Source organism: Lactococcus cremoris subsp. cremoris KW2, assembly GCF_000468955.1.
GTDB lineage: Bacteria > Bacillota > Bacilli > Lactobacillales > Streptococcaceae > Lactococcus > Lactococcus cremoris.
Window position 1 is genome coordinate 1,346,388 of record NC_022369.1, and the last position, 13,103, is coordinate 1,359,490.

A 13,103-nucleotide genomic window follows, 5' to 3' on the forward strand; every position below is an offset into this window, starting at 1 on the left:
GCAAAATTGCCTAGTGCACTTAGTTGCTTCTTGTCAGTAACTGATACAAGTTATCGACCGTTTTTACTTTTCCCAGCTCATAAAGAAAGTCATCATGGGCGAGTAATTGAGCGACTTGCTGTAATAATAAGATGTGTGTAGTCGTAGCATCTGTATCCTTAACAGCGAACATAATGACAACTTTTACTGGTTGCTCATCTAGAGTCTCCCACTCAATATCATTTTCTAAGACGGCAACGGTAATCGTTGTGTCTTTGACAGACAATGACTTACCATGCGGGATTGCAACACCTTGCCCAATCCCTGTCACTCCCTCGGTTTCTCTTAGATAAACATCCTTGATAAATTCTTGAGCATTGCTAACATAACCCTTACTGACAAGTAAATTTCCTAGTTCTTGAATGACTTCAGATTTACTTTTAGATTTTGACGGAACAATCAATAAATTTTTATGAACTACTTTTTTCAAATCGATTTCTGTCATTGTTTTCCCCTCCTTTTTCTAAAATATACTTTATTTTTTGGACATCATTTTCAGTCAACAATGGACTAATAATCATGATTGGAATATTGCCAATTTCTTCAATCGGGGTGTCAATTGTTGTCAGGATTAAATCAGTGTTTCCAGCAATATAATCTTGACTTTTTCGAGCTTGTCGATTGCTCATTGTCCCGATAATATTTAAATTGGGAACTTTTTGCTGAATCCTAACTTTTAACAGTTCACTTGTTCCAATTCCTGTTGAACAGACCAATAGAACTCTTTTGTTTGTTGTAATTTCTAAATAATATTTTTCAAAGTAAAGAGTAATATAGCCAATTTCAGAATCATCAATCTTAGTTTCAAAAGCCAGTTCTTGATTGATTGAATCTATTATTTTTGATAATTTTCCAAAAGAGCCACTATATTTTAATTTAACTTCATCTAATAAATTATTTTCAATATGGATACCCAGTCGCAATCGTGAAAGCATGGGTAAGATATGATGGTATAAATCTTCATGAAGTCTATGACTCTGCTGTAAGGTCGCAGCTTCCCTTATTTCAAAAAACTTGAGTATCAAGCACTTCGTTAGTTCATCTGCCAATTGTTCATCGATTTTCAAGCTTTCTTGCCTACTTAAATTAATCGCGTACAAGGTTTGAAATAATAGAAGTTGCTCCACTTCATCTAAAGAAAAATTAAGGTAATTTGTCAAGTTTTTGATAACTTTTATTGATAAATTTGCTAAGAGTTCATTTTTGGACATTAGTTCTGCTTCTCTGTCAGTAATTTTATTGATAGAACGCGTAATATTTCCTTCTCGTACACGTTTTACAAGAACTGACAGATGAAGTTTAACCGTCCAATCATAAGGATAACTGAGATATTGCTGCAGCTCTTCTTCAATTAATTCAACTTGACGGTCAATAAATTGACTATCTCCTGAAAATAAACGAAGGCCAATTTTATTAAAAGTTTTATTTTTATTAATCAACATAATTAATCGATTGATTGCTTTTCTGATTTGACTTTCTTCACCCTCAATCCAAACATAATGTTGTTCGGCTTTAAAAATAAGGGAATATTCTTTAAAACTTTCTTTGATTTTCTTCAATTTGCTAGTCTTAGCACTAGCAGATAGATAATCACTTTCTAAAACATCTTCTCTCCTTTTATAAGGGTGACTAAATAAAATCGTCAACATAATTCGATACAAATCATTCTCTTCGTGTTCGTTCTCTATAAACTCTGTATAAATATCTTTATCCCGAAAATAATCTGACAGTTTAAATCCTTTACCAGCCTGAGAAATGATTAATGGATTATCATAATGTTCTAGGTAACCCTCGTTGATTTTATTTATTATTCTTCTAATCGTTTTGTCAGATACAAGTAATTGTTTTGCTAAACCTGTGGCTGCAACATAATTTTCAAAATTTAGAAGACTCATCACCTGTCTTTCGTTTGTATTTAAAAACATGGTTCGTCCTTTCTATACTTTATTTTCTTGCTCTTACTTTACAATCTTATTTTACCCTACTTTTAGAATGCTTTTGACTTTTATTTGTCCAGAACTCTGGACAATTTTTAATTCGTTCAGTTTCAAATAGAAAATTAGTAAAAAAGCTCTACCAAAGTACAGAATTTTACTTTTTAGGAATTGCATATTATAAAATACAACAAAAATCATATTGAATATCGTATCCAAACTTTTGAAAAGGCATACAATTCATGATAGAATATAATAAAAAAGTCAACAGGAGGAATTTTGATGGTCAGAGCGCAATCTAAAGATGAACTGCTTGCATCTTCTCAAAATCATTGGGAAAAACTGTGGAATTTAATTGACGAATTAGACGAAAGAACAAAAAATGCGCACTTTGAATTTAATTTAGCTGAGAAAAAGGAAAAACATTGGGCAAGAGATAAAAATATTCGTGATGTTATCGCACATTTGTATGAGTGGCACTTACTTTTATTAAATTTTGTCGAAAAAAATAGTAAAGGAGAAAGAATCCCTTTTCTCCCTCACCCTTACAACTGGAAAAATTATGGGGAAATGAATGACCAGTTTCAAATAAAACATCAAAATACTTCTCTGACTGATTTGAAAAAAGAAATTTTTCAGACTCATCAGCGATTAATGACACTTATTAAAAGTTTTTCAAATGAGGAGCTTTACACGAAAAAATATTTTAATTGGACAGGAACAACAAGCTTAGGTCAATATTTCCAATCCTCACTTTCTTCGCACTATGACTGGGCTTTTAAGAAAATAAAAGAACATAAAAAGACATCAATTGCCTGATGTCTTTTTTATTTTTTTATTTGTCAGTGAAAATAGTTCTTTAGTATTTTATAAAATACAGTTAATTTCTGTCAGTAACTTTTATCAAAAATAATGCTATTGATGACAAGAACAATCCTGACAACCTTCTTCACAAGCAATATTTTGAAAACTCAAACCAGTGATTTCTGTCAAATCTTCCACACTTGGATAGTCACCAATAAGTGTAATTTCTCCATCAACAAGTGTCAGTGGCAAAGCATCTTCTTTGGCCATCATTTGTAACACTTGCGGATAAAGCTGAAACATTTCTGGCTGATTCTTCAAATTATAACGTGCCATTTGCACTTCTTCACCACTTTTAAATGCAGCAAAAACTTGTGTTAATGTCATCATTTCATTACTGAATTCGGGAATTTCTCTCTCAAAAAGTTCTATTTTCATCTTTATATCCTGTCTTTTGTCAATAAAAATATTATATCAAAAGAGGTCTTCAAAATCATTAACGAAGGCGCCAAGGAATAAAAGTACGAATATCTTCATTATTATAGCCAATGAGCAAGCGTCGGTCATCAAATGTAATTGGTGAACGTAAAAGCTGTTGATTTTTCAAAATAAATTGAATCATTTGCTCAGTTGAAATTTGGTCTAAATCGCAAGAACTTCTCAATTCTGAATAAAGTTTTGGTGCTTTTGATTCCGAAACAATAATTTCATCAAAGCCTTTATTTGAAAGCTCCAAAACTCTGACAATATCTTCTTTGCATAAAGAAGATTTAGAGATAACAACATAAGGAATATTTCGCTTTTTGAACCAACTGGTTACGCGCTCAGCTGACTGATTTGAACTTGATTTTTGGTAGATTTTAATCATCTTCACGCTCCTCTCACTTATATCCTCTATTATAACTCGATTTTTTGATTAAAAATTCAGACTTGAGATGTATTTATTAATTTTAAATAATTTTTATCAGTGAATTTTTAGAATTCACTTACTGACAAAGTCTGTCAGTAATTTATGGACAAAAAAGAGCCTTGGTCAGTAAAACCAAGGCTTTATAATTAAGAAATACCATCGATTTCAATTTCAACTAGTCCTCTAACTGCATTAGTCATATAAAAAGCATCATAAGATTTCAAATCAGAAATGGCAATATCCTTATAAATCAATGAATAATTTTGCCCGAACCAATCCAAATAAGTACCTTTCAATGCATTTTTAGCTGGTGTCTCATAAATATCTCCTCTTTTTGCCAGAAAATTACCTATTGATAATTCGCTGACAAAACCATCAATATGAAATAAAACATCCTGATAACCTTCTTTTTTAGCTTCAAGTACTTCCTGACGAAATACTTTTTGAAAATCAGGACCTGAAAGTTTGAAATTAGCTAAAAGACTGGCTTTGTCATTAAATGATGACAATTTAACTCGGTAAAGCTCATTAGAATTTGGTAGGGGACGAATCTCACTTGCCAATGCATCCCCATCTGTACTAATCCGTAAAACGCCGTCAGTAACATTTTGAGCAAAAAGTTTTAACTTTTCTTCTAAGTCCTGATGATGATACTGCTTTTGCAATCTTGCAACATGGCCTTCCAGATTTAATAATGTTCCATCTTTGACAAGACCAGTTGTAAACAAGGGACTTGGGACTTCTTTAATGCCAAAAAGTTGAAGAAATGGTTTTGCTTTTAGTAAAATTTCTTCAAATTCTACTTCTGGGTCACTTTCAAAAGTGATTCCGCCACCCACGCCAAGTTGATAGGTTTCCCCATCATGGACCAAAGTACGGATTACAATGTTCATATCCAAATTCATCTCACGATTTAGCCAACCTTGCATCCCCGTATAAGCTCCTCTTGGGCCTTTTTCAACTTCTTTAATAATTTCAAGTGCTCTTTTTTTGGGCGTTCCTGTGATAGAGCCTCCCGGAAATAGAGCTGTCATAAATGTTGAAAAGGTCAAATCTTTTTTCACTTTGCTTGTAATTGAAGTGACCAGTTGATGCACATGTGAAAAAGTTTCAATTTCTGCAAATTTAGGAACTGACAGAGTAAAAGGCTCACTAATCCGCGCAATATCATTACGTAATAAGTCGGTCACCATTAATAATTCAGACCGTTCTTTTTCATTTTCAGAAAGTCTTTTCTTTTGTAATTCATCAGCTAACGGATTTTCACCCCTAGCAATGGTTCCTTTTATCGGTTTTGAAACCAAAGCTCCATCACGAATTGTTACAAACCGCTCAACAGAGCTAGAAATTTGAGTCAGTTTCCATTCAGGATATTGTAAAAAAGAGGAAAAAGGAGCCGGAATTTTTTCCTTAGTCTTTTTAAAAATATCAAATGGTTTTTCATCAGACCAAATCTCAAATTGTTGAGTTAAATTAGCAACATAGATATCTCCAGCAACCATATAATCTTGTAATTTTTTGATAGAAGCTATGTATTCATCATGGCTTTGTTCAATAAAAACAGCTGCTGCTCCTTGATTTTCCTTAAATTCTTCAGGATTAAAAGTTTCGTCATCAATTGTCTCCGACAACCAATAATCTCCATCAGTTTTTCCAAATTGTGCAACATGCAATATATTAGTTTTATGATTAAAAAGTAACAGTTCATCATAAGCAGCAAAGCAAGCAGGATCTTGTTCATAACTCACAAATCCTAATATTTCAGGATTTATCGGCCAATCTTTTGGCTTTTCATCCAAACTACTTCTCAATAAATCTACCGCTTCTGGGAAACTAATATTCTGTTTTAAACCATCAACGAAAAGCTCCCCTTGGTATTTTGAAACTTTTTTGTAAGGCTTATGAGCCAAAATACTATAATACTCATTTTCGTTCACTTGACTAGTATGTAAAAAAACAATTTCTTCATCCGAACGATAATATTTCAGAAAAATTTTCCAGATATCAACATTTTTTTTAATAAATTCTTTCAAAAGACTACACCTGCTTCAAAAAATTCTTTAACATTTCATGCCCATGTTCAGTAATCAAACTTTCCGGATGAAATTGTAACGCCCATAAATTTAGTTTTTGATGATGAAAAGCTTGGATAACACCATCTTCGCTCAAAGCATCAACTATAAAGCCCTCAGGTAATTGACTGACAACTAATGAATGATAACGGGCTACCCTCAAATTTTGAGAAAGTCCGGCAAAAATCCCCTGACCACTATGAGTAATTTGAGAAATTTTACCATGCATCGGTTTTTCACCTCGAATAACCTGACCTCCAAAACATTCGGCAATCACTTGCTGTCCTAAACAAATTCCTAATAGTGGAAGTTTTCCAGCATAAATTTGAACGGCTTCACGACTAAATAACGCTTCTTTAGGCGTTTTGGGTCCTGGTGAAATGATTATTGCGTCATAAATCTGGCAAATTAAATCAGGAGAAGTTCGAATCACTTGACTCAAGTTTTCACTTTCAGTTACAACTGTCAAATCACATGCCAGTTCTTCAAAATACTGTACAAGTAAATAAGTGAATGAGTCATAATTATCAATTAAAAGTAATCGCATTTTATCCTCCTCAAATAATTATACTAAAAATAATATCTCAAGACAGCAACTAGTTTTAAGAATATTTCATCTGATAAAAAAATTGTCTCCTTATAATTTTCATCTATAGATTATGTTTCTCTATGTTATAATAGTTAATTGACTCCTATGACACTGAAGGTCTATAAGTTTCAATAAACAGTGTTTTTTTAATTTTTACCTTTTAAATTGTCAATAAGGGTCAATGAGCTATACTCAAAACGTAGTTAAAAACGTAACTAAATATTTTGTCAGGCAAGGGGCTGTGTATCTACGATATACAGTTTTTTATTCTTCCTTACTGCTTCACATGTTTTTTAAACTTCATATCTTTGCTATAAATATAACCTCCAAAAGTTAGTCTTTGACCTAGCTTTTGGAGGTTATATTTATTTTAAGTTATATCAACGTTTATTTTTTATTTTATATCTTCCTAAAAATATTCCCAGAGATAAAATTATTGATAATACTCCAAACAGTGTGATTCCGCTTGGAACTTTTTCTGCTCCCGTTTCTGGTAACTCATTTTTGTTAGATTTATTTATAGATAATTTTTGGTCATCGTTCTCATTACTAAACTCATTTCCTTTATCCTTTTTATTTTTGATTGTTACTTTAGCTGTGCTTGTTACACCATCATAAGTATAAGTCACGTCATAAACACCAGCTTTACTTGTATCCACTTTAGAATCATCAACTGTTAGCTGACTGAAATCAACCTTATTCCCATCTTTATCAAGGGCAGAATCAAAGTTATCTTCGGATTTCCAAGTATCTCCAACATAAAGACTTGAGTCATGAACATTTACTGCAGTTTGTTTATCTTTAACTGTGATTTTAGCTACACTACTTACACCATCATAAGTATAAGTCACGTCATAAACACCAGCTTTGCTGGTATCCACTTTAGAATCATCAACTGTTAGCTGACTGAAATCAACCTTGTTCCCATCTTTATCAAAGGCAGAATCAAAGTTATCTTCGGATTTCCAAGTATCTCCAACATAGACACTTGAGTCATGAACATTTACTGCAGTTTGTTTATCTTTAACTGTGATTTTAGCTACACTGCTTACACCATCATAAGTATAGGTCACATCATAAACACCAGCTTTACTTGTATCCACTTTAGAATCATCAACTGTTAGCTGACTGAAATCAACCTTGTTCCCATCTTTATCAAAGGCAGAATCAAAGTTATCTTCGGATTTCCAAGTATCTCCAACATAAAGACTTGAGTCATGAACATTTACTGCAGTTTGTTTATCTTTAACTGTGATTTTAGCTACACTACTTACACCATCATAAGTATAAGTCACGTCATAAACACCAGCTTTGCTGGTATCCACTTTAGAATCATCAACTGTTAGCTGACTGAAATCAACCTTATTCCCATCTTTATCAAAGGCAGAATCAAAGTTATCTTCGGATTTCCAAGTATCTCCAACATAGACACTTGAGTCATGCACATTTACTGCAGTTTGTTTATCTTTAACTGTGATCTTAGCTACACTGATTACACCATCATAAGTATAAGTCACGTCATAAACACCAGCTTTGCTGGTATCCACTTTAGAATCATCAACTGTTAGCTGACTGAAATCAACTTTATTCCCATCAACATCGGTAGCAGAAACAAAATTATCTTGAGGCTTCCATTTATCGCCTGTATAAATGGTTGAATCTTTTACATTAATCGTCGATTGGTCAACTTTATAGATGTAGGTAACTGTTTGTTCACTATTTGTAAATGTTCCGGTAGCATTGTTTAGAAGCTTAGTATCATCCAGTACATATCCAGTTATTGGGATTTTATATTCATTACTTGTTACATCGTATGGAGCATTTAGAGTATCAATTAACATCTTATCTGGTGCAATGGATGTTTGATTTTCATCCATATACTTTACCATTACTGGTTCACTATCCAACGTTGCATCCAAACTATGAACGATAACTGAATGTTGATTGTTGAAATTCCCTGTACCTGCACTAATTATTAATGATATATGATCACTCGAAAACGTTGTTCCTACATTATACGACCAGAATTTTCCATCATAATTGACCGAGATGTTTTTAGTATTTGCATCGTAAGAGAATGTCAGCTCACGGTATTTACCGTCAGGAGCACTTATTTCTTGAGATAAACCATCTATTGTTGTAAGCGTATTACTTTCATTTTTTATAAAACCTGCAAATGCACCATCCTTATGCAATAAATCCTCAAATTCAATAGGATCTGCTGCAACATCAGAATTTCCTGCATTATTGTATACTGTATCAAGTTTAAAGCCAAATGCTTGATTTAATCCTCCAATACCAAAACCGTTCCCACCAAAACCAACTTTCCCAGGAGTATCATTATACAATCCAATTGCTAAACCATCTCCTCCACTTTGAGATTGTGGTTTTGTTCCTAAATTAACAGACATACTTATTGAAAAGTTTTTAGTGATATCAATTTGTGTTTTTGAGGTTGCTGAGCCGGCTTGCCAAACTGAATCAGGAGTTAAAATTAATTCTCCGGATTGCTTATCATAATTTGCTGAACCATTGATAGTAAAGTATTTATCAAAATTACTTTTATCTATTGTTACTCCGCTTTGAGTTTGTACATTATTTCGTACCAATAACTCTTCAGCATTCACTTTTTTTATAGACCATGAGACGTTTGGAACATTTATCGTACCTAGTATAATCGTACCTAATAAAAAATATTTACTAAATTTCATATTCATCTTTATATTGTAACGTTTATAGTACGTTTTTTTTACGTTAAATTGTATGCCATACAATTTAATATTAGCATCTAAATCATATTATCATTGGTTTAACCAGAATTGAAAATGACTGTTTTAGTTTTCCTAAATCTTTTTTATTTTTTAATATATTTGTAATTTTATCTTCTGCTGAAAATTATTCTTTACATTAATTTGCTGTTGTATTATCTTCTCCACTCAAAATCATTTCTATCTTCAGACTCTATAACTAATGGAGCTATATTATAAAAGTAGACACAAATCAGTGTGTTATAATCTGTCTAAGAAGACATAAAATGAAAGGACTTTTATGTCAGGCTTTAAACATTACGATATTATTCTCTTGAAAGATTTAAATCCAAAAGAAATTCAACATAGACTTGGTCATTCGGATCATGGAATTACTATGAATACTTATAGCCACCTTGCAAAAAATAAAGAAAAAGATACTGCGAGAAATTTCGGAGATATCTTAAATGCATTATAAAATTTATTCGAACGTAGTTAAAAGCGTAGTTAGCTAAAATAATCTATGGCTGATTCCCTTTAAAAGGCGGTTTCATTTACTTATTATATGTTATAATATTTAATATAGAATAACAGAGGGAAAAATAATACGTGTCAGTAAATAGCTATAAAAATAATCCACTATCTTGGCAACCAGACAAAACTTTGTTAAAAAGTCCTATTTATAAGTCTTTGGTTGATTTACTTCAAGAAGATATTTTATCTAATCAACTTATTCAAGATACGAAATTACCTTCACAGCGTGAGCTTGCTGACTTTTTAGATTTAAATTTTACTACTGTCGGTCAAGCTTATCAATATGCAATAAAAAAAGGTCTCTTATATACTAACGTTGGAAGTGGAACCTATGTCTCACCAAATGCTTATCACTCGGCTACAATTTCTACTCATAATGTTGAAAAAAATATCATTGATTTTGGTCTTGTAAGTTCATTTGAAGAATGTAATTCTTTAGTGGTCCCTTTTATTCAGTCAGTCACTACCAGTCCTGACTTAATTAAATTATTGGATTATCAGAACCCAATGGGCTCTAATTTTCAAATTGAAACTGCCTCAAAATGGCTTGAAACTCAAGGGGTTATTCCTTATAAAAACCAAGTTGCCATTGTTTCCGGAGTTCAAAACGGACTTGCCATTACGCTGTCAGCAATGTTTGCTCCGGGAGATCGAATCGCGGTGGACCGCTACACCTACTCTAATTTTATCGAATTAGCACATCTCTATCATTTAGAAATCGTTCCAATTGATTTTGATGATGACGGAATGTCTCCAGCTGCTTTAAAAAGCGAATGTCTTAAGAAAAAAATAAAAGGTATTTTTATAATGCCATCTTGTAATAATCCGATTGGTTTTCAGATTTCTGAAGAACGCCGACATGAACTTGCAAAAATCATTAAAGAAATGGGCTTGATCGTAATCGAAGACGATATTCACTCTTTTATGACCACCTATTTTCAAGATAAAGTGCTTCCCCCTTTCCAACAGCTTCTTCCCAATCAAACCATTTATTTAGCTGGTATGACAAAATATATTAGTTCAGGTTTAAGAATCGCCTATTTGGTTTACCCACAAAATTTCAAATCAGCAATTGAAAAAGCCTTATTCAATATTAATGTGAAAACCTCAGGTTTAGATGCTGAAATTATTACTCAAGTAATACAATCACCAACAGCAACAAAGATTCTTGAAACAAAGTTTGATAAATTAAAAGAAGCTAATCAACTTTTTGATAATATTTTTAAAACTCTTAAACCTAAGCGACCAACTAATAATTATCCCTTTTACCGCATTATTCGTTTAAAAGATCAACTTATTCATGAAAAACAAGATACAATCGAAAACCATCTTCTGAAGCAAGGAGTTCGTGTTTTTCATTCGGACCGCTTTTCCACTCAAACTCAACCTGACCCTTTCATTCGGATTTCCCTAACTTCAAATACTATTGAACGATTAGACAAAGGTTTAAAAATAATCAAAAAAGAAAATAATAAATACAATCAATAGTTCTTTAAAAATAATGATATCAAAAAGCCAGACTTAAATTAAGTCTGGCTTTTATTAATGTCAAAGAAATCAAAGAAAAATTTCTCCTTTGGCAAAAAGAACTGCTTTTCCACCAATGCTTACGCGATTTTCTTTTAGTTCACATTTCAAATAACCCCCACGTGCTGAGGCTTGATAGGCCGTTAAGACTTTTTTGTCCAATTTTTCAGCCCAATAAGGAATAAGATTAGAATGTGCCGACCCACAAACAGGGTCTTCATTTATTGTTAATTTAGGAAAGAAAGTACGAGAAACAAAATCTTCTTCTTTCCCCTCAGAAGTAACAATAACCCCAATTCCTAGTTCAAATTTTTCTACCGCTGTGAAATTAGGCCCTAAGTTACGAACCGTTGCTTCATCCTCTAAAACAAAAAATAAATCTCTTGCCAAGTAAGCTTCCTTAATTTTTGTTCCCAAAGCTTCTTCATATTCTGGTAAAATATCAACCTTTTTAGGTAGGATAGACGGGAAATCCATATAGTAGGCATCTTCATTTTTTGTAACAAATAAATCGCCACTTTGGCTTGTAAAACGCAAGGTCGGTCCACCTTCACCATAATAATTAAAAAGGACAAAAGCCGTTGCTAAGGTTGCATGACCACAAAGATCAATTTCACGGTCAGGAGTAAACCATCTCAATTCAAAATAATCATCTTTTTTTACTGTAAATGCTGTCTCAGATAAATTATTTTCAATCGCGATTTTTTGCATAATTTCTGCTGACAGCCACTCATCAAGAACATAAACGGCAGCTGGATTCCCTTTAAAAATTTCGTCAGCAAAAGCATCAACGACATAATAATTCAAACTCATAAAATATCTCCTATTTTAATTTTTTGTAAATATATTCTGCACAACATAAATCTTCAACAGCCAAACCTACTGCATCGAATATCGTAATTTCTTCAATATTTGCTCGACCAGCTACTTTATCTGTAACCAATTCTCCTAAAGAACCAACGATATTTTCTTCTTTCACCAGCCCTTCAGCAATTGGAATTAATAAATCTCCGCTCTCTTTTAAAGCTGCTTCATAATCATCAACATAAACCTTCCCTTTGACCATCAACTCACTCTTAAGTTCCCGTGTAGTTGGAGTGAAAGTTCCAATAGCGTTAATATGCGTCCCTGCCGAAATAAAGTCAGCTTCCAAAAAGGCTTCCTTACTTGGTGTTAATGTACATACAATATCTGAATGTTCTACTGCTTCTCTAAGATTGTTAGAATTGATAAATTCCAACTCAGGATGATTCGCCTGCATACGTTCAATAAATGCTGCAGCTGCTTTTTGATTGAGGTCATAGACACGCACTACTTTGATTGGACGCACACATAAAATAGCTTCCAAATGTGAGCTGGCCTGTTGCCCAGTTCCAAGAAGAGTAAGGATTGATGAGTCTTCTTTTGCCAAAAAATTTGTTGCTAGAGCTGAAACTGCAGCAGTCCGAATCCAAGTAATCGCATTTGCATTAATAAGCGCAACTGGAAGACCATTTTGTGAGTCAAATAGCATAACTTCTCCTACGTGAGAAGGAAGATTTAAGCTATGATTATCAGGAAAGGCCGTAATAATTTTAGCACCAAAATAGCGTTTTTCACCAAGGTAAGCTGGCATTAAAGCAAAAACATTTTTATCTTTTCCATCAGGTAATATTTCAACCATTCGCTCTCTTTGAGCGATTGTTCCATTTTCATGATCATTAAAACAATCTTTCATTACTTGAATTGATTCTTTAAAGCTCAATTGCTCAATGACTTCATCATAACTTACTTGTTTCATACTACTCTCTCTTACTAAGATTTATTTTGTTCTGTTAATATTATATCTCTACTATTGACGAGATACAATATTAATATTGTATGGCATACGCATTGCTTTAAGTCTATATAAAAAAACAACTACCATAAATTAAAGATAGTTGTTTTTTGTGTTTAGAATACAGAATA

11 protein-coding genes and 1 pseudogene are annotated in these 13,103 nt (G+C 32.8%); 3 read left to right on the top strand and 9 right to left on the bottom strand.

Going from position 1 to position 13,103, the window contains the following annotated elements:
- Positions 1-19: 19 nt before the first annotated feature.
- Positions 20-484 carry a fructose PTS transporter subunit IIA gene (locus KW2_RS06400; protein ID WP_021037345.1) on the bottom strand — a complete coding sequence of 155 codons (465 nt, stop codon included), beginning with the start codon at positions 482-484 and terminating at the stop codon, positions 20-22.
- Positions 450-1,964, bottom strand: coding sequence for a BglG family transcription antiterminator (locus KW2_RS06405; protein ID WP_021037346.1), 1,515 nt, complete (start codon positions 1,962-1,964; stop codon positions 450-452). The genes KW2_RS06400 and KW2_RS06405 overlap by 35 nt, the downstream gene beginning before the upstream one ends.
- Positions 1,965-2,255: 291 nt before the next feature.
- Between KW2_RS06405 and KW2_RS06410 the strand changes: the two genes are divergently transcribed.
- Positions 2,256-2,792 (top strand): ClbS/DfsB family four-helix bundle protein, encoded by a 537-nt coding sequence (locus tag KW2_RS06410; RefSeq protein WP_021037347.1) that lies wholly within the window; start codon positions 2,256-2,258, stop codon positions 2,790-2,792.
- A 96-nt stretch (positions 2,793-2,888) separates the two neighbouring features.
- Here the strand turns inward: KW2_RS06410 and KW2_RS06415 are convergent, their stop codons facing one another.
- The 5 genes from KW2_RS06415 to KW2_RS11915 form a co-directional block, all read right to left on the bottom strand.
- Complete coding sequence (locus KW2_RS06415; RefSeq protein WP_021037348.1) at positions 2,889-3,215, bottom strand: arsenic metallochaperone ArsD family protein; 327 nt, start codon at positions 3,213-3,215, stop codon at positions 2,889-2,891.
- Positions 3,216-3,273: 58 nt separating this feature from the next.
- Positions 3,274-3,645: an ArsC/Spx/MgsR family protein gene (locus KW2_RS06420; protein WP_011835057.1), complete on the bottom strand. Its 372-nt coding sequence runs from the start codon at positions 3,643-3,645 to the stop codon at positions 3,274-3,276.
- A gap of 188 nt (positions 3,646-3,833) precedes the next feature.
- A complete protein-coding gene (gene pabB / locus KW2_RS06425; RefSeq protein ID WP_021037349.1) occupies positions 3,834-5,720 on the bottom strand; it encodes an aminodeoxychorismate synthase component I in 1,887 nt (628 codons plus the stop codon).
- Between the two features lie 4 nt (positions 5,721-5,724).
- The gene (locus KW2_RS06430; protein ID WP_021037350.1) at positions 5,725-6,306 is read right to left on the bottom strand and encodes an anthranilate synthase component II; all 582 of its coding nucleotides are present in this window, start codon (positions 6,304-6,306) and stop codon (positions 5,725-5,727) included.
- 422 nt (positions 6,307-6,728) lie between these two features.
- A complete protein-coding gene (locus KW2_RS11915) occupies positions 6,729-9,059 on the bottom strand; it encodes a bacterial Ig-like domain-containing protein (protein ID WP_206537331.1) in 2,331 nt (776 codons plus the stop codon).
- Between the two features lie 367 nt (positions 9,060-9,426).
- Between KW2_RS11915 and KW2_RS12035 the strand changes: the two are divergent.
- Together KW2_RS12035 and KW2_RS06440 are read left to right on the top strand one after the other, a co-directional pair.
- Positions 9,427-9,573 (top strand): annotated as a pseudogene (locus KW2_RS12035) (site-specific integrase); the annotation flags it as partial.
- A gap of 131 nt (positions 9,574-9,704) precedes the next feature.
- A complete protein-coding gene (locus KW2_RS06440; protein ID WP_011835053.1) occupies positions 9,705-11,117 on the top strand; it encodes an aminotransferase-like domain-containing protein in 1,413 nt (470 codons plus the stop codon).
- 69 nt (positions 11,118-11,186) lie between these two features.
- Here KW2_RS06440 and KW2_RS06445 read toward each other — a convergent pair whose 3' ends face one another.
- The gene (locus KW2_RS06445) at positions 11,187-11,969 is read right to left on the bottom strand and encodes a PhzF family phenazine biosynthesis protein (RefSeq protein WP_021037353.1); all 783 of its coding nucleotides are present in this window, start codon (positions 11,967-11,969) and stop codon (positions 11,187-11,189) included.
- Positions 11,970-11,979: 10 nt separating this feature from the next.
- Complete coding sequence (locus tag KW2_RS06450) at positions 11,980-12,936, bottom strand: ornithine cyclodeaminase family protein (protein WP_021037354.1); 957 nt, start codon at positions 12,934-12,936, stop codon at positions 11,980-11,982.
- Positions 12,937-13,103 lie beyond the last annotated feature (167 nt).